This window comes from Rhizobium sp. SVR5-2C, from assembly GCF_056755115.1.
Genome location: NZ_JBNDHT010000126.1, coordinates 1 through 21,264, shown reverse-complemented (window position 1 = coordinate 21,264; position 21,264 = coordinate 1). Strand labels below are relative to the sequence as shown.

20 protein-coding genes and 3 pseudogenes are annotated in these 21,264 nt (G+C 60.3%); 16 read left to right on the top strand and 7 right to left on the bottom strand.

The window, feature by feature from the left end; genetic code table 11:
• Both ACPYOI_RS27470 and ACPYOI_RS27465 read left to right on the top strand, forming a co-directional pair.
• Positions 1-212 (top strand): annotated as a pseudogene (locus tag ACPYOI_RS27470) (arsenite efflux MFS transporter ArsK); the annotation flags it as partial.
• A 171-nt stretch (positions 213-383) separates the two neighbouring features.
• The gene (locus ACPYOI_RS27465) at positions 384-1,154 is read left to right on the top strand and encodes an SDR family NAD(P)-dependent oxidoreductase (RefSeq protein ID WP_481414993.1); all 771 of its coding nucleotides are present in this window, start codon (positions 384-386) and stop codon (positions 1,152-1,154) included.
• A 265-nt stretch (positions 1,155-1,419) separates the two neighbouring features.
• Here the strand turns inward: ACPYOI_RS27465 and ACPYOI_RS27460 are convergent, their stop codons facing one another.
• The gene (locus ACPYOI_RS27460; protein WP_481414844.1) at positions 1,420-1,611 is read right to left on the bottom strand and encodes a DUF6494 family protein; all 192 of its coding nucleotides are present in this window, start codon (positions 1,609-1,611) and stop codon (positions 1,420-1,422) included.
• A 520-nt stretch (positions 1,612-2,131) separates the two neighbouring features.
• Here ACPYOI_RS27460 and ACPYOI_RS27455 point away from each other — a divergent pair.
• A pseudogene (locus ACPYOI_RS27455) lies at positions 2,132-2,977 on the top strand (septal ring lytic transglycosylase RlpA family protein); the annotation flags it as partial.
• 544 nt (positions 2,978-3,521) lie between these two features.
• On the opposite strand, the gene ACPYOI_RS27450 reads toward ACPYOI_RS27455, so the two are convergent.
• Positions 3,522-4,016, bottom strand: a complete 495-nt coding sequence (locus tag ACPYOI_RS27450; protein WP_481414845.1) for a YHS domain-containing (seleno)protein — start codon at positions 4,014-4,016, stop codon at positions 3,522-3,524.
• 185 nt (positions 4,017-4,201) lie between these two features.
• Between ACPYOI_RS27450 and ACPYOI_RS27445 the strand changes: the two genes are divergently transcribed.
• The 4 genes from ACPYOI_RS27445 to ACPYOI_RS27430 all read left to right on the top strand — a co-directional run bounded on the left by ACPYOI_RS27445 (position 4,202) and on the right by ACPYOI_RS27430 (position 10,144).
• Entirely contained in the window at positions 4,202-6,043 is a 1,842-nt protein-coding gene (locus ACPYOI_RS27445) for a tetratricopeptide repeat protein (protein WP_481414846.1), read from the top strand.
• Positions 6,044-6,332: 289 nt separating this feature from the next.
• A complete protein-coding gene (locus ACPYOI_RS27440) occupies positions 6,333-6,686 on the top strand; it encodes a hypothetical protein (protein WP_481414847.1) in 354 nt (117 codons plus the stop codon).
• Positions 6,687-7,718: 1,032 nt separating this feature from the next.
• On the top strand, positions 7,719-7,988 hold the full coding sequence (locus tag ACPYOI_RS27435) for a cyclase (protein ID WP_481414848.1): 270 nt from the start codon (positions 7,719-7,721) through the stop codon (positions 7,986-7,988).
• Between the two features lie 152 nt (positions 7,989-8,140).
• Positions 8,141-10,144 carry an ABC transporter ATP-binding protein/permease gene (locus ACPYOI_RS27430; RefSeq protein WP_481414849.1) on the top strand — a complete coding sequence of 668 codons (2,004 nt, stop codon included), beginning with the start codon at positions 8,141-8,143 and terminating at the stop codon, positions 10,142-10,144.
• 54 nt (positions 10,145-10,198) lie between these two features.
• Here ACPYOI_RS27430 and ACPYOI_RS27425 read toward each other — a convergent pair whose 3' ends face one another.
• Complete coding sequence (locus tag ACPYOI_RS27425; protein WP_481414850.1) at positions 10,199-11,524, bottom strand: solute carrier family 23 protein; 1,326 nt, start codon at positions 11,522-11,524, stop codon at positions 10,199-10,201.
• 428 nt (positions 11,525-11,952) lie between these two features.
• Here ACPYOI_RS27425 and ACPYOI_RS27420 point away from each other — a divergent pair.
• Positions 11,953-12,422, top strand: a pseudogene (locus tag ACPYOI_RS27420) (VOC family protein).
• Between the two features lie 174 nt (positions 12,423-12,596).
• Here ACPYOI_RS27420 and ACPYOI_RS27415 read toward each other — a convergent pair.
• Positions 12,597-13,511: a LysR family transcriptional regulator gene (locus tag ACPYOI_RS27415; protein ID WP_481414852.1), complete on the bottom strand. Its 915-nt coding sequence runs from the start codon at positions 13,509-13,511 to the stop codon at positions 12,597-12,599.
• Positions 13,512-13,677: 166 nt separating this feature from the next.
• On the opposite strand from ACPYOI_RS27415, the gene ACPYOI_RS27410 reads away from it, so the two are divergent.
• From ACPYOI_RS27410 to ACPYOI_RS27380, 7 genes are all read left to right on the top strand, one after another.
• Positions 13,678-14,103 (top strand): ester cyclase, encoded by a 426-nt coding sequence (locus ACPYOI_RS27410; protein ID WP_481414853.1) that lies wholly within the window; start codon positions 13,678-13,680, stop codon positions 14,101-14,103.
• Between the two features lie 35 nt (positions 14,104-14,138).
• Complete coding sequence (locus ACPYOI_RS27405) at positions 14,139-14,363, top strand: DUF2798 domain-containing protein (protein ID WP_168831009.1); 225 nt, start codon at positions 14,139-14,141, stop codon at positions 14,361-14,363.
• 136 nt (positions 14,364-14,499) lie between these two features.
• Positions 14,500-15,471 (top strand): DMT family transporter, encoded by a 972-nt coding sequence (locus ACPYOI_RS27400; RefSeq protein ID WP_481414854.1) that lies wholly within the window; start codon positions 14,500-14,502, stop codon positions 15,469-15,471.
• A gap of 58 nt (positions 15,472-15,529) precedes the next feature.
• Entirely contained in the window at positions 15,530-15,901 is a 372-nt protein-coding gene (locus ACPYOI_RS27395; protein ID WP_168831013.1) for a SpoIIAA family protein, read from the top strand.
• Positions 15,898-16,665, top strand: a complete 768-nt coding sequence (locus ACPYOI_RS27390) for a MarC family protein (RefSeq protein WP_481423616.1) — start codon at positions 15,898-15,900, stop codon at positions 16,663-16,665. The genes ACPYOI_RS27395 and ACPYOI_RS27390 overlap by 4 nt, the downstream gene beginning before the upstream one ends.
• A 167-nt stretch (positions 16,666-16,832) precedes the next feature.
• Positions 16,833-18,071 carry an MFS transporter gene (locus ACPYOI_RS27385; protein ID WP_481423615.1) on the top strand — a complete coding sequence of 413 codons (1,239 nt, stop codon included), beginning with the start codon at positions 16,833-16,835 and terminating at the stop codon, positions 18,069-18,071.
• A gap of 195 nt (positions 18,072-18,266) precedes the next feature.
• Entirely contained in the window at positions 18,267-18,620 is a 354-nt protein-coding gene (locus tag ACPYOI_RS27380) for a DMT family protein (protein WP_481414856.1), read from the top strand.
• A 55-nt stretch (positions 18,621-18,675) separates the two neighbouring features.
• Here ACPYOI_RS27380 and ACPYOI_RS27375 read toward each other — a convergent pair whose 3' ends face one another.
• Positions 18,676-19,062 (bottom strand): acyl-CoA thioesterase, encoded by a 387-nt coding sequence (locus tag ACPYOI_RS27375; RefSeq protein ID WP_481414857.1) that lies wholly within the window; start codon positions 19,060-19,062, stop codon positions 18,676-18,678.
• Entirely contained in the window at positions 19,059-19,304 is a 246-nt protein-coding gene (locus ACPYOI_RS27370; protein WP_481414858.1) for a hypothetical protein, read from the bottom strand. Before ACPYOI_RS27370 ends, ACPYOI_RS27375 begins: the two co-directional genes overlap by 4 nt.
• 44 nt (positions 19,305-19,348) lie before the next feature.
• Here ACPYOI_RS27370 and ACPYOI_RS27365 point away from each other — a divergent pair, with 44 nt between their 5' ends.
• A complete protein-coding gene (locus tag ACPYOI_RS27365; RefSeq protein WP_481414859.1) occupies positions 19,349-20,638 on the top strand; it encodes an extensin-like domain-containing protein in 1,290 nt (429 codons plus the stop codon).
• 77 nt (positions 20,639-20,715) lie between these two features.
• Here ACPYOI_RS27365 and ACPYOI_RS27360 read toward each other — a convergent pair.
• Positions 20,716-21,264: HoxN/HupN/NixA family nickel/cobalt transporter (locus ACPYOI_RS27360; RefSeq protein WP_481423614.1), on the bottom strand; the 549-nt coding region annotated here is incomplete at its 5' end.

Here is a 21,264-nt window from a genome sequence, read left to right as displayed (position 1 = left end):
CCGGCACCTTGCCACTGCATCTCTTCGGCAGCGACGGTTACGGCAAACTGCAAGGCAAGATGATGGCGGCGCGGCTAACCCTGTCTGCCTTGGCGCCGTTCGTGCTGGCCTTCGCGATGGAGAAATTGGGTATCTCGCTGTCGCTCGGTATCACGGTTGCATTCGGCGGGCTTTCGATTGTCGCTTTGTCGTCCATCGGGTTTCTGCGATGACCGCTTTTGGCCCAAAGCAGACCTGACGCTCGAACTGCTCTATCAATCTGACTCTAGAGACGCTGGGAAATCGTCCATTGATCAAAGGGACGCTCCTCAGCATGCGCAGAACATCTGGTATCCGCACGTCGACGCTGCCATAAATGAGCTTCATCGAGGGGAGGCATCATGATGCAGAAGAATGCGCCGGACTTCAGCCTTGAGGACAAGGTGACTTTAGTGACGGGAGCGAGCCGTGGCATCGGTCGAGCTTGCGCACTTGCCTGTGCCGCAGCGGGCTCGGATATTGTTTTGGGGGTCCGCGATGTCGCAGCGTCGGCGGGCCTGGTTGCCGAACTCGAGGGCGCGGGACGAAAAGTTCTCCCTGTTGAACTGGACATTCCCAATAAGGCCCACATCGCACAAGCCGTCGACGCGGCGCTTACGACGTTCGGTCGGATCGACGTCCTCGTCAACAACGTCGGCGTGGCTCCGGGCAATCTCGCGGAACTCGTCGAAGAGAAGGACCTAGACGAAATACTCGATGTCAACATCAAGGGCACTTTTCTGATGACGCAGGCAGTGGGCCGTCAAATGATCAAGCGCAATAGCGGCCGGATCATCAACATCAGCTCACAGGCCGGTACCGTGGCACTACGCGGCGAGGCAATCTATTGCATGAGCAAGGCGGCAATTAATCACCTCACGCGCTGCCTCGCAGCCGAATGGGCACGCTATAACGTCACCGTAAATACCGTATCGCCGACGTTCATCCACACGGATGGTACAACGCCTTTTCTGTCCGATGCCGACAATCGCAAAGCGACGCTCGCTCACATTCCACTCGGCCGGATCGGTGAAACCGATGATGTGGTGGGTGCCGTCGTCTTCCTTGCATCACCGGCTGCGAGTCTGATCACCGGCGCGAACCTGCTGGTGGACGGTGGATGGTCCGTCGCCTGAGGCCGAGGCGCTCCTGCAGCGCAAGTCTGATGCAGACGAGAACGACGATTTCCCCGGATAGGATCGCCATACGTCATCGGCAAAGGCGATCCAAGATCTCGGCCAGCATGACCCGGAGAACAATGCCTATGCCCGCTTCTGGCGCGCTAAGAAGACATCGCTTGATGACCGCTTTGCGGCCCAGGGCGGCCATGCTTCGATTACGCGCGGGGGTGGACGATGAACTTGGGGCAGCCGGACGTTTCGCTCGATCGCTTCGCCCGGCCTACGGAAGTTCGATCTCGCCGTCCACCACGTGGTTGAGCCCGGTGCCTTCCGCCGTTAGCGTTATGCGGACCTTCAACTTCTTGCCGCCGACCTGCCCCTTGCGCACCGTCTCCTCGATCTTGCGCTGCGACGTGACGCCGACTTCCTTCAGGAACTTGCGGATCGACATGTTGAAGGCGTCTTCGCTCATGGCGGAACTCCTCTATGTGCGAAAGGGATTGTAATAGAAGGCAAGTCGTCAAGGAAGCAGGCAGTGACGCGCCGTGCCACAGAATCTGACGTGAAAAATTTCGGCCACCTAGATCGGCGTTAGCGCCGCTTTGGGTCGAGACGCGCCTTTGCGACCCGGCGCCACGACAAATTGGAACAGCAACCACTCAGTGCGTAGAGGTGAAGTTGCAGTCTTGCCACTGCCGCAGGCTGCGTCCGTGGGTGGCGTTGCAGCGGCCGGCCGCCAGTAGAAGGCGAAGCAAATTCGCGTGTCCCAGGGGAACTTTTAGCATCAAGCCCGATTTTACAATCATATATCACCGGATGGAGCGATTTAATGGCACAACCTCAGAATGCAGCAATGCATCGACGAGTGCCTCAGCCGCGATTCCGTCTGTCTCTCGACCCAACGCACAGCAGACTGCGAGCACGTAGCCGACATGAGCGTTTGTGTCGAGGCTGGCGCGGACGCACGGAAGGCTGTCGCCAGCGTTGGACAGATGCTTGTTGATGTAAATACGGCTGTCAAAGGCGTGCGATGGTTGGCGATCACGATGGCCTGCGCCTGCTGCGCTACCTGTACGACCACGCAAGCGCCGAACACGCGCAGCAACGGATATATTTCCGAAAAGCTATACGGCGTGAGGGCGAGACCGCGGGTCGCTTACGGAAAGAAAATCCCCGGTAGCCGGTATATGCTTGGCGGGCCCTATGTGGTGAAAGGCAAGCGTTACTATCCGAAGGAAGACCCGGACTACGACAGGAAGGGCGTCGCGTCCTGGTACGGCTCGGCGTTTCAGGGGAGGCGGACCGCGAACGGCGAAGTTTACGACGCGGATCACCTTTCCGCCGCGCATCCGACCCTTCCCTTGCCCAGCTATGTGCGGGTGACTAATCTTGAAAACGGATCTTCGCTCATCGTGCGCATCAACGATCGCGGTCCCTATCATAAAGGTCGCATCATCGACGTTTCCAGCAAGGCGGCGGACATGCTGGACCTGAAGCACAGTGGCACGGCCTCTGTCAGGGTGCAGTATGTGGGCCGCGCCCGATTGGGCGGCGACGATATGCCCGATCTCATCGCCTCCTACGTCAAGAAGGATGATCGCTTTCCGGCCGTCAATCCGGAGCCTCGGATCGCAACCGGTGTGATAATGGCCTCGAAACGGTCGATGGGCGATTATTTGCCAAGTGGCAGTCAGTCCCTCAGGTCGACGCAGACGAACCTTGCCGAGCACACGCCGAGCGCCTCCTACCAGACAGCGGCCAAAGCCGCGGCTACTTTCCAGACATTCGAGCAATTTGTGATGCTGTCCGAGACCGGCAACGTCACCTTGGAACGGCCGCCTGAACATACTCCCTCGCTATCACGAAACGTCGCGATCGCATCACTGGATCAGGACATTGGCTTCATGCCTGGCGGTGAGGTCCGCAACCTGTTGACGCCGGCTGTCAAATATTGCTCGGGCGAGGATGATCATGACGGTGTACGCGACATGTGTGAGTTTCAAGTTCTCTTTCTGCCGGGGGGCGATCGCAATAAGCATCTGACCGGGGTGGTCTCCATAAGGCGACGCTGCTCTCGCCAACTCGGCTACCGCTGGCGACAACAATCAGCCCTACCTGGAGTCCACAAAGGTCCATCACGGGACATGCCCGGCTCTGCCGTCGAGCGGCAGCAATCGGTCGGATCGTGACCTTCTCGGCGTACGGAGAGGGCAGACACATCGAGGGAACTCAGACGACGCGACCGCGGGACAAACGATGTCGAGCGCAGTACGGTTTGGTTGCAATTCCCGAATCGAAAATAGAATGCGGTCGTTCATCTGATCCACCCAGCAGGACCAAATTCCGCTGAGTTACAGCCTACTCGTTAGGGTCGAACCGCTGTCATTCCTGAGTTCCTGCCGGGCGCGGCTGCACGAGCGCCCATTGCTTACCGCCTTGCTTGACATGTTCAGCTGCGTCGGCCTGCCACGCGGCGAGATCATCGTGCGAACCGGCAACCATGTAAAGTTTGCCATCGACGATGACCCAGGATTCGGGGTTCGCTGGTACTAGAACGTGACTGATGATTGCGCCAGCGCAGAAGCCCCCGAATTGTGGCGCATAGTGATCGGGATCAGCGATAAACATGTCGCGATGGGCGACGCTGGCAAACCGCCACCTGGCGTCATTCCACATATATTCAAATGAACTGCTGCCTTTAGTCGCTTTGCCCTCGGTGAAGTAGGCGACTGTGTCATAGCCCTTGATTGCGATATGATTCACGCCAGCAGCGGCAATCGGCTTCGTATTCTCGGCATTGATGGCTCCTGCCGTTGCCAAGTGCAGAACGACGATGCAAAGCGTCCATCCGAGTGATCGTGCAAGTGTCACGCGCATTCGCCGGTCCTCCGAAAAGAGGCCTGCGGCGCTCGCTAGGTAGGTCATTCGGGCCGCGCTCGGCGCTCGCCGTGGCCATTCGCAATCTAGTCCCAAATTGTATCAATTCGTCCTATTCTTGACGAGTCAAAACTGGGCGGTGCTGGCGGCGCGCCGGAATAAGCCAGTCCGCCGGGAGGCGGCATGTGGAAGAGCATGGACCGAGACGCAAGCTCACCACGATCCTCAGCGCGGATTGTGCAGGCTATTCCCGCTTGATGCGGGCCGACGAAGAAGGAACCTTTCGGGTCCTTCAGTCGTGCCTTGAATTGATCGCTCGGACCATCGGCGAACACGAGGGCCGCGTCTTCGGCGGCGCTGGCGACAGTGTGGTTGCGGAGTTCCCCAGTCCGGTCGAGGCCGTGCGGGCCGCCGGAGAGATTCAGAAAGCGATCGCGGCCCTGGGAGCCGGACTTGTCGAAGACCGTAGAATGCGGTTCCGGATCGGGATAAACCTTGGCGATGTGATCGTCGAGGGCGACAACCTGATCGGCGATGGCGTCAATGTCGCCGCGCGGCTACAGGGCCTTGCAGAGCCTGGGGGTATCTGCATTTCAGCCGGCGTCCACGAACAGGTGAAGAACAAGCTTACCCTTGCCTGGGATGACCTTGGCGATCAGAGTGTTAAGAACATCGCCGAGCCCGTGCGGGCATTTCGGACACGAGCCGGAGTGCCCGGCCCTAATCGAGCACCAACCGCGAAAACCACCGCTCGCCGGCCTCTGCTGCTGGCGGGAACGGGACTTCTCGCGGCCCTGGCATCGATCGCCTTGATTGCTTCTTATTCAGGCTGGCCAAGCCGACCGCCGCAATGCGGCCGGGCCTCAATCGCCGTGCTGCCGTTCGCAAATTTGAGCGGTGATCCGGCGCAGGAATATTTTAGCGACGGAACAACCGAAGACGTCACCGCAGCGCTCGGCCGATTTAGCGATCTTGCTGTAACAGCCCACGCTGCCGCGATGCCCTATAAAGGAAAGCCCGTGCGGCCCGAAGAGATCAGCCGCGATCTGGGTGTGTGCTACATTCTCACCGGCAGCGTGCGCAGGAGCGGAGAAAAGTTTCTCGTCACGGCGGAACTCACCGACACTCATGATGGCCGACATCTGGATTCTTACAGTGAGGGCGGGGACATCAAGGACCTTTTCGATGCAAGGAACCAGCTCACACTTGGCGTCGTCGGCAAACTGGCCATCAGAATAGAGGATCTTGAGAGGCGGCGCGCTCTCAAGAAGCCGACCGCCAATCTTGACGCTTACGATCTCGTCCTGCGTGGGCGGGACCTCTACGCAAGGAATACGCGCTCCGCAAACAACGATGCGCGCGAGCTATACGAGAAGGCGATCCAACTCGATCCGACCTATGCATCTGCCTACGCTGCGCTCGGCAAGACATATAAGGCAGCCGCCTTTTCCGGCTGGACGGAATTTATAGATGACGCATTTGTGCAGGCGGAGCGGTTGGCTCGGAGGTCCATCGAACTCGACAAAGACAGCGCCGAGGCGCACCGCCTGCTGGGCGACGTCTACTCCTATCGCCGGCAGTTCGACCTCGCAGTCAGCGAGTTGGGTTGGGCAATCGAACTCAATCCAAGCGATGCCGAGGGATATGTCTACCGTGGTGGGCTGGTCGCGTCGTTGGGTCGGTCGGCCGATGCGATCGCCGATTTCGAAATCGCAAAGGCCCTGGACCCGGTTCTGAGCTTCACGTCTCCCGGTTTCGGCTGGGCCTTTTACCTCCAGCATCGCTATGAAGACGCTGTCACGACGTTCGCACAAGGCGCTCACGCCGCGCCGCAAGACATTATCATTCGAGCTGGCCTTGCCGCCTCATACGGCCAGCTAGGACGCAGGCAAGAAGCGGCTCAGGCCGCCGGCGATGTTCTGCGGACTTGGCCGTTCTTCCGAGTTGACCAGTTCATCACGAACTTCCAGTCAGAACCAGATCGTGCATTGATTGCGGAGGGCCTGCATAAGGCCGGGCTGGAATAGGGCTCCGATCAGACGCGAGTATACAATGTTTGGTCTGGGCGTGTGATCGAGCCTCAAGCCTCGCTGTCAATGGCCGCTTCTGGCGCGAAGGCGACATCGTCGGATGACCGCTCCCGGCCCAAACCGGACAATAGAATGTTGCATATCGTTTCAACACCATCTTTATCAATCCAGCGCATGTTTCGTTCAGACGCGAGATGAGAATTTCTTTGAACAGCAACCATGGGGAGCGGTCTTGCGAGTCTTGATACGCTGCTTCTGGATTGGAATTGGTTATGGAGCCGCCGCCTTGACGGCCACGACTATCTGCATGATCGTCAACCAGCTTCTAGCGGGTGTCTGGCCCAACGTGGGAGCGACGCTTTTGCTGATTTTAGCTGCAGCGCCGGTGCTGGGACTCAAGGCACTCCCGCTTGCCGCACTGGCGATCGTTGCCTCAGAGTTCACCACTCTACGGACGTGGTTGTATTTTGGGTTGGTCGGAATCGCTATTGGCCATTTTGTAGCGAGCGGGTTCAACGTCAACCTTTTCAATCGTGAAGGTAACGTGGACTACAACTACATCACAGCAATCCTCGCAGCCTTGATTGCGGGAGTTGTCTATTGGCGCGTGACGGTAGATTATTCTGCGGTCGGGTCATGACCGCTTCTGGCGCAATGCGGACGTGGTGCCATGTCTGTTTTCGGCCCGAAGCGGTCATTCGTCATGTTGCTACAGGGGCGCAGTTATGAACCAGCCGCGGCCATGACTATCTGCACGAAGATTATCAATAGGCTTGCGATTCCTGTCACCCCGGCAAGCGTAGGAGAGCGTAAAAGGCGCATGATCTCAGGCCAGAGGGGATCTGGGGTCTCGACCAGCTTTTCCGCAGACTCTATCAGAGCTATGGCATTTGCTGTACGAGCGTTTGATAGCTTGGCCGTTTCAATGAGTGCTCGCATCTCTCTGAGAATTCGCCAGAAGCTCAGACTTCTGGTGCTCCGACAGGTCAAAGCGGCCTGTCCAGGCTGCACTGTCCACCCTGACAGGGATATCTCGCTTTTCCACGGCATCGAAACCTGCGGCGGTAATCTGGAATAGTCTGCCGCCGGACATCTGGTATGCCTGACGCGTGATAACCAGCCCTGTGGCCTCTAAGTCATCCGTCAGAGCCAGCAAGTATTGGTTAGAGCTTTCAAGCCTCGTGTTCTTCTTGATCGTCGGGATAGTGCAGTACCGAGTGTCTCCGCTCGCTAGGCGCCGATGTAGGTACTTGAGAATTGCTAGCTGATCGCTTGCGGCGCTCACCCTCGATTTCCTCCGGGTTTCTTACAAGCTTTAGTAGCATTTCTAGCATCCGATGGAACTGCTGCTAGCGAATTGACGACAGATGTCCACAATGGACTCGGCCTTTCCGTTACAACCATCGTCACAAGATATCTAGGGTCGCAACTCAAGTTAAACGGTCCCAGTCAAACTCGGATTGGTTCAAGCAAGCCTCCAATTTTCGATCGATAGTAGCCTCCGCTCGCATGACCGCAATGGCCGCTTCTGGCGCATTCCGGAAGGGAATTGCATGAACTGAAAACAGCCACCCGTCGCATGCCAGATAATTCCTCACGCGGGAAAGTTCTTTCGGTGATACGGTGGTGAGCCTGATGTCCCAACGTGTAAATGCAAGAGCGGGAGTGTGAGATGACGACACTGTTCGTAAGGCACGAGGTTTCGGACTATGCGACCTGGCGCAAGGTCTATGACGCGTTTCGGCCCGTACAGAAGGCAAACGGCGTTATGGCGGAGGCGGTCTATCAAGCCGCCGACAATCCCAACGACGTTACCGTCACGCATGAGTTTGCCACGGTTGAAGCAGCTCAAGCCTTTGGCAAGCTCGAAGAGCTAAGGGCGGCGATGCGCACGGGAGGGGTGCTGGGCGCGCCAACGGTGTGGCTTGCCAACAAAGCCTAAGAAACAGCCCGGAACAATGTTTGCAAGAGCGGAGCGGAAGCTTGGCTGGCGCCGAGTGGCGACTGCCTTATTTTCTCGACAAGCGCCCTCCCGATGCCATGTTCGACACCGGCATCATGAAACCTTTTGATTTTTAAGCCGTTGTCGCGCTTATGTCCGACGCTAAATTCAATCCGAAATCGGTCGACGGTCCCGAACCGAACGGTGCCGGGACGTCGCGCCAAGAGAAAGCATCGACTGTCGAGGTCGCGCCGCCGCCAAATATCGTCGAACCCGATCCGGAGCTGACGCCTGAGGAGGCCGAGCAGGCGCGCAAGCGATATTTGCTGAGGCGTTTCTGGATCAGCGCGCGCGGTTACTGGGGCCGCGGCTGCGACAGCTTCGCATGGCCCTGCTCAATCGGGCTATTGGCCCTGATCGGCATCAATGTCGGCTTCCAGTATGGAATCAATGTCTGGAACCGCGGAATTTTTGACGCCATCGAGCGACACGATGCCAGCACCGTCTATTTCCTGAGCGCCGTGTTCCTGCCGCTCGTGCTCGGAAGCGTCGCCCTTGTCACCGTACAAGTCTATGTTCGCATGATGATCCAGCGCCGCTGGCGTTCCTGGCTCACGACCGCGCTCATCGCGCGCTGGCTCGCAAACGGCCGTTACTATCAGTTGAACCTCATCGGCGGCGACCATAAGAACCCCGAGGCGCGCATTTCGGAGGATTTGCGTATTGCCACCGAGTCTCCCGTCGATTTCATCGCCGGTGTCATCTCGGCATTTCTGTCGGCCACGACCTTCATCGTGGTGCTGTGGACAATCGGCGGCGCCTTGAGCCTGACAGTCGCCGGTTCGACGGTCGCTATTCCGGGATTTCTCGTTGTCACTGCCGTTCTCTACGCCGTCATTACATCCAGCGTGATCGCGGTCATCGGCCGCCATTTCGTCCAGGTCTCCGAGGTCAAAAACCAGGTGGAAGCCGAATTTCGCTACACGCTGACGCATGTGCGGGAAAACGGCGAGAGCATCGCGTTGCTCGGCGGCGAAGAGGAGGAGCGCAGCGACCTCGACAAGACGTTTACCAATGTGCTCAGGCAATGGGCGCTGCTTGCGCACCAGCACATGCGCACGACGCTCGTGTCGCAGGGGTCGATGCTGATTGCACCCGTTGTGCCAATCCTGCTTTGCGCTCCGAAGTTTCTCGAGGGCAGCATGTCCCTTGGACAGGTCATGCAGGCTGCCTCTGCCTTCGCCATCGTTCAGAGCGCATTCGGATGGCTGGTCGACAACTATCCCCGTCTCGCCGATTGGAACGCCTGTGCACGGCGCATTGCTTCGCTGATGATGTCGCTCGACGGGCTCGAGCGCGCGGAACAGAGCAACGCATTGGGACGCATCACGCGCGGTGAAACGGAAGGCGATGCGATGCTCAGCCTGAACGATCTCTCCGTGTCGCTTGACGACGGCACCGCCGTGGTCAAGGAAACCCAGGTCGTGGTCGAACCAGGCGAGCGGGTGCTCGTGGCCGGAGAATCCGGTTCAGGCAAGAGCACGCTGGTGCGGGCCATCGCAGGTCTTTGGCCGTGGGGTGACGGCAGCGTCAATTTCCACGCCGACAGGCGACTGTTCATGCTACCGCAACGGCCTTATATCCCTTCCGGGACGCTTCGCCGTGCAGTCGCCTATCCCGGCGCCGCTGATAGCTGGGCGCTGGAAAAGATAAAGGCGGCTCTCGACAAGGTGGGACTCGGTTATCTGAACGACAAGATCGAGGAAGATGCGCCTTGGGATCAGACGTTGTCGGGTGGCGAAAAGCAGCGGCTCGCGTTTGCGCGTCTGCTGCTGCACAATCCCGATATCGTCGTGTTGGACGAAGCAACGTCAGCACTCGATGAAAAGAGCCAGGACAAGATGATGGAGATGGTGATCCAGGAACTGCCTGATGTCACCATCATAAGTGTAGCGCATCGAGCTGAGCTGGAAGCCTTTCATAGCCGCAAGATCACATTGGAGCGGCGCGAGGGCGGCGCAAAGCTTGTCAGTGATATCGATCTTGTCCAGCGCAAGAGAAAACGGAACTCGCTTTTGCGCCTTTTGGAGAATCGGCGCTCTCTACCGAAAGGCAGCGTGGATTCGAGTAAGCGACGGACCACTGGCGGTCGATAGACAAGACGGCCGCCCTCAACGCCTGTGTCGCAAGTGCCTGGGGTGCTGGGTGCTCTAGTCCCGATGATTGGGCAAGCTCGCCCACCCCAGCGCGTGGTAGAGGACAATCGCTCCGATTGTCGCGGTGCCAATTCCGTCAAGCGTGAAGCCCGCGACGGCGAGCTTGAAGTTGCCGGCACCCAGCACGAGCGCGACGCCGACCGTGATGAGGTTCCGCGGTTCGCCGAAATCGACCTTGTTTTCGACCCAGATGCGGCCTGCGGTCGCCGCGATGAGGCCGAAGACCACGATCGAAAGCCCGCCGATAACAGGTCCCGGGATCGTCTGGATGAGTGCGCCGAATTTCGGCGAGAAGCCGAGAAGGATCGCGATCGCGGCCGCAACCAGGAAGACGAGCGTGGAGAAGATGCGGGTCACCGCCATCACCCCCATGTTTTCCGCATAGGTCGTCATGCCCGTGCCGCCGAAGGCGCCCGAGAACATGGTCGCGATGCCGTCGCCGATGAAGGCGCGGCCGAGATAGGGGTCGAGATTGCGCCCCGTCATCGCGCTGATCGCCTTGATGTGCCCGAGGTTTTCCGCAACGAGGATGACGACGACGGGGGCGATCAGCGTCATCGCGGAAGCGGAAAAGACCGGCGCAGTGAAGTGAGGCCAGCCGAACCAGGGAGCCGCCTCGACGCCGGCAAAGTTGATCGGCGCGCCGAGGCCAAGCCCATTCGCGAGCACGAGATAGGTGAGATAGGCGAGCGCGCCGCCGATAAGGATCGGCAGGCGGCGCGCCATGCCGGGGGCATAGACCGCGACTGCGCCGACGGCGGCGAACGTCAGAATGGCGACCCAGCGCGAGACCTGGTCGCCGTCCGGGTTCGCCGGGTTCGTTCCCGACGCGCTGGCTATGGCAATCGGCGCGAGCACGAGCCCGATTGCGGCGACGATTGCGCCGGTGAGGACGGGCGGCATCAACCGTTCGATCCAGCGATGGCCAGCGAGCGTGACGATGACGCCGATCAGCGCATAAAGGGCACCCGCGGCGATGATCCCGCCGAGCGCCAGTGCGATGTTCGGGTTGGGTGCCCCGGCTGCAGCCCCCGTCGCGGCAAGAACGGGGCCGATGAAAGCGAAGGAGGAGCCGAGATAGCTCGGCACGCGCCCGCCGACGGCGACGAAGAAAATCAACGTCGAAAGGCCGGAAAAGAAGATCGAGACGTTGGGATCGAACCCCATGATGATCGGGGCGAGCACGGTGGAGCCGAACATGGCCACGACATGCTGGAGCCCGAGCACCATTGTCTGTGCTGCAGGCAGCCGCTCGTCGGGCAGGATGCGCCCTTCCGTCTTCAGCTGCCAACGTGGAAAATAGCCGCCTGTCTCGCCCATCGCTCGCCCCGTTCCGTTCGATGCCCGCCCAGCGACTTTGAGGAATGCTCTCGTAGTGCGTCAAAGGCGTGAAATAGAATTATCTGTCGTCCGATACTCGACCGTCGCTAGGTTCGATTCGTTGTACCGGCTCGTCCCGTTCTCCGATACTGATATCGACTGCTGCTGTCATGGGGTCGAAACGGTTTCCCACAACACTCGACTGCCGAATGATGCCAGCAAGAGATTTAAGTTTTTCGGATAATTCCTGTCTACCTGAAACGATCGCTTCCGGCGCATTTGACATATCCGGCTTCGCCGTTTGGCCCGAAGCATTTAGCGGCGCTTGGCAATCGCCGGGGTGAAATGGCTGACATGGGCTGGAGAAAGACGGTTTGCGTCTTATTTCAGGGAGGAAATGGGAAGTGAAGAGCGAAAGGACCCGCGCAATGGCCAAGAACACGATCTGCCTATGGTACGACAAAGACGCCGAGGCTGCCGCCCGGTTCTACGCCGAAACCTTCCCGGACAGCGCCGTGGGTGCCGTCATTCGTGCACCTGGAAACTATCCAGACGGTAAGCAGGGAGACGTGTTGGTTGTTGAATTCACCGTCGCGGGTATTCCTTGCATTGGCTTGAACGGCGGTCCCGCGTTTAAACAAAAGCCTTTTCATTTCAGATCGCGACTGGCGATCAGGAAGAAACCGACCGCTACTGGAACGCCGTTGTCGGCAACGGCGGGCAGGAAAGTGACTGCGGCTGGTGCAAGGACAAGTGGGGTGTGTCCTGGCAGATCACACCGCGCGTACTCACCGACGCGCTTGCGATAGGCGGTGATCAGGCAAAGCGAGCGTTTGATGCAATGATGACCATGAGGAAGATCGACGTTGCGGTGATCGAAGCCGCTCGGCGTGGCTGAGCTATCATCAACTCTACGCCGTAGCGTCCGCGACCGGCTGACGCGACATCGGCGGAGCGCCGCCGCCGTCATCCGTGCTGCTCACGGAAACTGTGGCATAACTGAGCCATGGCGATACATGTCTTGGCGCAGGTTGGCGACAATTGCTAGTTGATCGCGAGGAGAGGCGCCGCGTCACCTCTCGTTGGCGGCCGTCAGCGGCGTTTCGAGGGTCAGGCTCGTGCTTTCCAGCAGGGCCTCGGTCAGGAGCGCGACCAGCGGCTGGACGATGTGCTGCACGGCGGGGTTCTCTCCGATGACGGAGACTTCGGCGACGGGCAGCGCCGGCCAGCGCTCGGAGGTGGGCAGGATCTTCATGCCGTTCTGGACGAAGGACTTGCCGAGGACGGTGACGCCGAGGCCACCGAGAACGGCGGCCTCGATGCCGATGAGGTTGCTTGTGGTGCAGGCCGTCACCCATTCGCGGCCGATCGCATCGAGCGACTCCGTCATGATGGCGCGATAGATGCAGGGCGGGCGCATCATCACCAGGCGGACGGGCCTGCGGTCGTCGGCGCGATAATCGGGGCCGGCGATCCAGACCAGCGGCTCGCGCCAGATGACACGGCCGGGATGGGGGGAACCGTCCTTCCGCTTCTTGGCGATGACGATGTCGAGGCGCCCAGCCTCGTATTCGACGAGCAGATCCTCGCTCGCCGTCGTCGTCAGCTCCAGTTGCACGTCCGGATGAAGGCGGCTGAAGCGGGAAAGCAGCCGGGGGAGCTGCGTCTGGACCAGGTTCTCGGAGATGCCGAGCCTGAGGAGCGGGACCTTTGGCGGATTGCGAAGCTCCTGCATGAAGCTTTCATAATGGGCGAGCAGCCGTTTGCCCGTTACCAGGAGCCGCTCGCCGTCGCACGTCAGGTTCAGCGAGCGGCTGGTCCTGTCGAAGACGCGCATCTGCAGGATGTCCTCGAGGCGGAGCACCTTCTGGCTGACCGCCGATTGCGAGCGGCCGACTACTTCGGCAGCCGCGGTGAAGCTGCCAGTCTCGGCGACCGCCACGAAGGCGCGGAGCAGGTCCAGTTCCAGATCGAGTAGCATTGTCATCGATTAGTCTTTCAACTAGATGCGATTAACTTTATTCGTTTGTCTTCTTTATGGCAATCTCCAACAATGACGCCAGAAACGAACGCGCAACGCATGCCGTTTCAAAGCGATCGAGCGTCCTTTGTGCATCCTATCGGACGCGCGGCACTCTAAAGGAGATATGGATATGGCAACGAGAAATTCGGTCGAAGTCGTCAATAATTTCTGGCGGCAAGTGTGGCAATCGAAGAACCCCGAGGCCGTCGACCGGCTGGTGGCGGAAGACTTCGTCATCACCACGGGCGGAGTCGAGGTCCGCTCGCGGGAAACCTTCAAGAAATGGATCGCGGCCTTTCTTGCGAGCATCGATGACTTCCGGTTCGACGTCGTCGAGATCTTCCAGAACGAGACCGGCGACCGCGTCGTGTCCCGTTGGATGGTCACGGGCAGGAACAACGGCTTCATGGGGTCGCCGGCCTGCGGCTCCCCGATCACCATGACCGGCACTGCCGTGATGCATGTGCGCGAGGACGGGCTCCTGCAGCATAACTGGGTGGAGCGCAATGCCCTCGAGGTGCATCGCAGCCTTGCCGGAGTAGAGCACGTCGCCTGAATTCCACGGGGCGGTGGCGGCAAGGAGCGTCAGCGATGTCTAGAATTTCTCGGAAATACCGCCATTTCGTCTTCGGCGTCATACAGTCGGGGATAACCTGCGCCGTCGCCGCGGCGATCGCGAGCCTTCCCTTCTACGCGGAGGGAAGCTTCGCCGCCCACTGGTTGCGGGCCTATCTCTTCTCTTGGACGGTCATGCTCCCGGTCGTGGTGATCGCAGCGCCTGCCATCCGCAGGCTTGCGGATGCGCTCACGGACTGAAGGACACGACGAGATTTCCACGCATCGCGTGGCCGCGGATCGTTTGAGGGCTCCGTGCCGGCGCGAATGGCCGGAACCTTCGCCACGCCGCGGCCGTCATCTGTGCAGCTCACGGAAACTGTGGCATAAATGAGCCATGGCGATACATGTCTTGGCTGTTCATCGCGACACGGTCGGGACGGAACAGGCGGGGGGCAGTTCGCTTGCAACCGCCTATTCCGTGGGGGTTCTCTGCTGGCTGCTGTCGGCCGGCGTCTATATCGCCGCGAAATGGGTCTCTTCCGAGATGCCGCCCTGGGCGCTCTGCTTCTGGCGCGTGCTGATCGCCTGGGCGATCCTGATGCCGATCGTGCACCGGCATTTCGGCGACATGGTCGCGCTGGTGCGGGGGCGCGCCCTCGAACTGCTTGTCATCGGCGGCGTGGGACTGGCGATCTGCCAGGGGCTGATTTTCGTCGGCCTCGAACATGCCGATGCCACCACCGCCGGCATCATCATTGCGCTGATCCCGATCATCACGATGATCCTTGCCCGTTTGGTTCTGGCTGAGCCGATGGGACGCTGGCAGGTGATCGGATCGATCCTGGCCTTTTTCGGGATCGTGGTCATCATCGTCAAAGGCAGCCCGGCCGCGCTGGTGCGCCTCGACCTCAATCCCGGTGAACTGTGGATCGTCGCCGGCGCGTTCTGTTTCAGCCTCTATACCGTCCTGCTCCGCCGGGCGAAATTCGATGTGGATCGCCTTTCGCTCCTGGTGCTCCTCCTCGGTGCGGCGGTGTTGACGGCGCTGCCTTTCTACCTTTTCGAGCTTGTTTCCGACGAACGCTCGACGCTCAATGCAAGCGGGCTCATCGCGCTCGCCTATGTGGCGATCCCCGGCGGAGCGCTTATGTATTACCTCTTCAATCGCAGCATCGAGGCGTTGGGCGCGGCCCGCGCGGGCGTGCTCCTCTACATCCAGACGATCTTCATCGCCGTGCTCGCCTATCTGATCCTCGGCGAGCAGCTGCAAATCTATCACCTGGAAGGCGCGGCACTCATCGTCGCCGGCTTGCTTCTCATCATCCTGCTGAAGCCGAAAACCAAGTCGGAGGCGGCAAAGGCCTGAGGCGAGGGCGGTAACCGAGGCATCGACCTATGGCATTGAGGAGAAGAGGGAGGTGACCATGATCGTCATTGAACCCCTGCGCGACAAGAACATCCTGATCATCACACCGCATGGTTCGCTCGAAAAAGCCGACTTCGAAACGATCGCGAATGAGGTTGAGCTCGCCCTTCGCTCAAACGGAAAACTCAACGGCCTGATGATCAATATCGAGTCATTCCCCGGATGGAAGAACTTCGAGGCCTTGGCTGCCCATCTGAAATTTGTCTCCGGTCACCATCGACGGATCGAACGGATTGCGGTTGTAACCAGCCGCAGGCTTCTTAGGATCATTCCCGCCGTCGCCGGTTTGTTCGTCCATCCGGAGATTCGTCTGTTCGACCTCAAGCAACGAGCACCAGCGCTTTCATGGCTGGAGACTGGTCGATTATGACTTGCCTGCGGGAAAAAAATGCGGAAGCGGCTCCTTGGTTGCGGCGTGCTGCGCGGCGGTATCTCCTCGCCTCCGTTCTGGCTGTGGTTTGGGTGGCGAGTATTCCCGTCCAGTCCTTTTCGCAATTGCCGCTCGGGGCGGACATACCGGAGGTGGAGATCGGTGCACGCAAGATATTCCTGATGCTCTTTTTGATGCTCGGTCCAATCAAGATATTGGTGCCATTCAAGATCCTTGCAGGCGGCTACGAGCCCGGCGTCCGGCGACGAATAGCCACCAGAGCGATCCTCTTCTCGGCGGCCGCGCTGGCGATCGCCGGATTTCTCGGACGCACCATGCTGGAAAATTTAGAAATCTCATTGCCGGTGCTGGCGATGACCGGCGGCATCATCCTGTTCATCGTGGCCCTGCGAACCGTCTTGCAGCCGACTGCCGCCCTCCCAGTACGACCGACAGGGCAGGGCCAAACGGATATGGGACTGGCACTCACACCGCTGGCATTTCCAACGATCGTGACGCCTTATGGCATAGCCGCCGTCATCGTCTTCGCCACGCTGGCGGGCGGCCGCCAAGCGGAAGGGCTCACCGTGGCGACCATTGTATTGCTGATCCTGGCGCTGGACTGGGTGGCAATGATGTTCGCCGAGACTATTCTTAGATGGATCGGAACTTCACTGCAGGTTTTGGCAGTGGTGCTCGGCGTTACCCAAGCTGCCCTGGGTCTTCAGGTCATTTTGCATAGTTTCAGCATGATTGCCTGGTAACCACCGCTTTCCCCACCCCACATTACAAAAATGTAATGGAACATCAGCAGCATAGCTGACGTTATCCAACGCTGTCTTCTGCAGCGCCACCGCCCATCCCAGGCACCCCTTCCGACGGCATCCGGAATTGCCCCGCCTCGCCGCCGCGTTCGGACGGAGGAATAATCATGTCCGCATTGGCAAGCCTGCGCGCCCTCACGCCGCAGCAGCGCAACACCGTCGTCGCCAGCTATCTCGGCTGGACGCTCGACGCCTTCGATTTCTTCATTCTTGTTTTCGTCCTCAAATATATCGCCGAGGAATTCCATACCGACGTTCCCGCAGTCTCGGCGGCGATCTTCCTGACGCTCGCCATGCGGGCGCTGGGTGCCTTGATCTTCGGCCTGGCGGCCGACCGCTACGGGCGGCGCATCACGCTGATGGTGAACGTGCTGCTCTACTCGCTGTTCGAGTTCCTCACCGGCTTCTCGACCGGGCTGACCATGTTCCTTGTGCTGCGTGCGCTCTACGGCATCGCCATGGGCGGCGAATGGGGCGTCGGGGCCTCGCTGGTCATGGAGACGGTGCCGGAGGAATCGCGCGGCATCGTCTCAGGTATCCTGCAGGCCGGCTATCCATCCGGCTATCTCATTGCGTCGCTGCTGTTCTTCCTGCTGTTCCCGGTGATCGGCTGGCGCGGCATGTTTTTCGTCGGCGCGCTGCCGGCGCTGCTCGTGCTCTACATCCGCAGCAACGTGCAGGAATCGCCGGCTTTCCTCAAGCGGCAGGCGAGGGGACGCAAGCCGTTCCTCGCAGTGCTCAGGGAGAACATTCCGTTGTTCATCTGGTCGGTGCTGCTGATGACGGCTTTCAACTTCTTCAGCCACGGCACGCAGGATATCTATCCGACCTTCCTGGAAACGCAGCGGAACTACTCGACCTATACGGTGGGCGCGATCGCCATCGTCTACAATATCGGCGCGATCGTCGGTGGGCTCTTCTTCGGGGCGCTGTCGCAGCGGATCGGACGCAAGCGGGCGATCGTCATCGCCGCGCTGGTCGCGATCCCCATCGCGCCGCTCTGGACCTACGCGCCCGGCCCGGTGCTGCTCGCCGCCGGCGCCTTTCTGATGCAGTTCTTCGTCCAGGGCGCCTGGGGGATCGTGCCGGTGCATTTGAACGAGTTGTCGCCGGACGAGGTGCGGGGCACATTCCCGGGTTTCGCCTACCAGCTTGGCAACCTGCTCGCCTCCGGCAATGCGACGATGCAGGCGGGGCTCGCGGCGCGCTGGAACGGCGACTATGCCTTCGCGCTGCTGATCGTCGCAGCCGTCGTGGCGCTGGTGGTCGCGGTCCTTGCGGGCTTCGGCTACGAAAAGAAGGACGTGGGCTTCGGTACGGAGGAGGCGGCGGAGCCGGCGTCGTAGACTGAGACGCGATGCGGCTCTCTATGCGGCGAAGGCAGCCGGGCGCAATCGCGTGATGATGGACGAGAGCGATCGCTGGCACGACGATCTAGCGTGCGGGGCGATTGCCGCTGCTTGCATATGTCGCGGCGGTGCTGCTTGATCGCGGCGCGCGTGGAGCTAATAGTGCGGCACGAACGTCAACAGGATTCCCCGATGCCCTTCACCTTCAGCGCGGCCGCCGTCTGGCCGGTGATCATGCTTTTTGCCTCCAATATCTTCATGACTTTTGCCTGGTACGGACATCTGAAGCACAAGGGCGGTGCCCTCTTTATCGCCATCGCCGCGAGCTGGGGCATCGCTTTCTTCGAGTACTGCCTGGCCGTGCCGGCGAACCGCATCGGCTCGTCGGTCTATTCGACAGCGCAGTTGAAGACGATCCAGGAAGTGATCACGCTGATCATCTTTTCCGGCTTCTCGGTCTTCTATCTCGGCCAAAGCCTGACATGGAACCACGCCGTCGGCTTTGCGCTGATCGCAATCGGCGCGTCCTTCATTTTCCGGGCGTAGGGCGCGAGGCTCAAGAAAAGCGGTGAAGCAGGCGGGTGATGCCGCCTGCTTGACGTCACTCCTCGGGGACAGGCTTCGGCGTGCCGTCTTCATCCAGCGCCACCATGATGAAGGTGGCTGCCGTCACCTTTTCCATCTGGTTGTAGCGCGAACGGTGTGCCCAGGCCTCGACATGGAGCGTGATCGAGGTGCGGCCGACGCGGTCGATATCCGTATAGACCGAAAGCGTATCGCCGATCTTGACCGGCAGCTGAAAGGCCATTTCCTTGACAGCAGCCGTCACCACGCGCCCCCTGGCGCGTTCGGCAGCGCGAATGCCGCTCGCCAAGTCCATCTGCGCCATCACCCATCCGCCGAAGATATCGCCCGCGGGGTTGGCGTCGCCCGGCATGGCCAGCGTCCGGAGTGTCAATTCGCCTTTCGGCTTCGAACCGTCAGTCATTGCATTTCCTTTTTGTTGGTTGCCGCCGCGCGACGCGCGAAAATGGCAGGCGAACGGGGCAGATGGCAAGAGCGGCCTGCATACTTCTGACGCAGGGGAAGGCTTTGGACGTTGCGGGAAAGCTTCTGTTTACCATCAAAGCTTAAACTTGGGTCAAGTTGCCAATTCGCTGCGCCGTAGGCCGGGGCGGACACAAAAATGTCGTCTCCGCCATTTTCACAATTGGCACAGTCATGTTTCATTCCGGTCACGTGCCGGAGGGCGGGGGCCGGCGGGGACATTGAGTATGGCGTATGTTTCCTTCCTGCGGCGTCTGGCAGTGCCCGCGCTCCTTTCCACCGCACTGACGACCTGTTCCATCAGCGATGGCCTCGTGCCGCCGGCCAACATCGATAGGGGCACCAAGGTGAGCTCGATCACACCTGCGCCGCGTCGCGCCGCCATGCAAATGGCGCCAACCGAGATGCAGCCCTCCTATCCCGCCGCGTCAGGCGCACCTGTCTCCAGCAGCCAGGGCTCGGCCGACTATCTCGATACGCCGAACCTCGCTGGCACCGGGCATTCGGCTCGGGCGACGAGCCAGCCGATGCCGAAAAAACTGCCGATGATCGACAGCGACGAAGCGCTGGCGCAGGGGCAGGGACAGGGCCAGCCGCAGACCTGGGGAGGGGCAAAGCAGCTTGCGGTGCCTTCGGGCGGTGTCAACATGGACGCGGAGCTTGGGGTGGAGCCCGTCGTCGGGCTGGCGCAGGAAGAACAGCAGCAGATCGCCGAGGGAGATTCAGCCGAGCCGATCGTCGACGGCATCGGCACCGACAACCCGACACAGATGAACCGGCAGGCCATGCCGCAGCCCGCGGCGCAGGGCGAGATGAGCCGCGCCGCCGTCTGGAGCGATGGCCGTTCGGTGATCGAGCCGTCACGCGTTCCGGAGGAGGACGAGAGCCAGGAGGTCGCGATGGTCAGGCCGAACGATCCGATGATGAGCCGGCCAGCCCCACCCGACCCCAGCGTGATGCCGGCCTCCGAGCTTGCCTGCCGCCGCGAGCTGAAGCGCATGGGCGTGATCTTCACCGACAAGCCGCCGATTTCCAACGGGCCTGCCTGCCAGGTGCCTTATCCTGTTTCGCTGCAGGGACTTTCGGGCAATATCGGTGTCAAGCCGGCGGTGACGCTGAACTGCCAGGTGACGCTTGCCTTCGCCAAATGGGTGAAGAACGAACTCGCGCCGTCCGCCCGCTACCGCTACTGGTCGGGCATCCAGACGATCCAGCCGCTCGGCGGCTATTCCTGCCGCCGCATGAACAACAGCCGCCAGCGCTACAACCCGATGTCCGAACATGCGCACGGCAACGCGATCGACGTCGGCAAGTTCGTGCTGAAGAACGGCCACCAGATCGACGTGCGCAAGAAGGGGCTCTTCTCCTTCCGCGAGGGCAGGCTGCTGAAGGCCGTGCGTTCCGACAGCTGCAGGTATTTCAACACCGTGCTCGGCCCGGGCAGCAATCCGGAGCACTGGAACCACTTCCACTTCGATCTTAGACCGCGCAAGAGCGGCAGGGTTTACTGCAGCTGAGGGCGGTGAAGGCTCGGCGCAGCGGGCAGCCGCATTCCAGCAGACTGCCCGCATCAAGATCGGCCAAGCTTGGGAGGTCAGACTTGATGGGCCGCGAGGTTGTCGTAGCGTCTTGCCTTGTAGATCACCGCCGAGACGATCCAGCTGGCGATAAAGATGCCGACGACGGCGTAGCCGAAATATTCAAGGTCGTCGTTCATGCCACCGACGAAATCCCAGAACGCGCCTTTGAGGCCGAGCTTGTCCGAGATCAGGCCGAGTGCCTCCAGACCGCCAATGAAGACGGCGACGACGACCGATGCCGCGGTGATCGTAAGATTGTACCAAAGCTTGCGGATCGGGTTGATGAAGGCCCAGCGGTAGGCACCGGTCATCAGCATGCTGTCGATCGTATCGAACAGCGACATGCCGGCTGTGAAAAGGGCCGGAAAAACGAGGATGGTCCAGAACGACATGCCCTGGGTGGCTTGCATTGCTGAAATTCCAAGTACGCCGATTTCGGTTGCCGTATCGAACCCAAGTCCGAAGAGGAAGCCGATCGGGTACATATGCCAGGACCGCGAGACGATGCTGAAGGTACGGCGGAAAAGTCGCGAAAGAATACCGCCACCGGCAAGGACCGCATC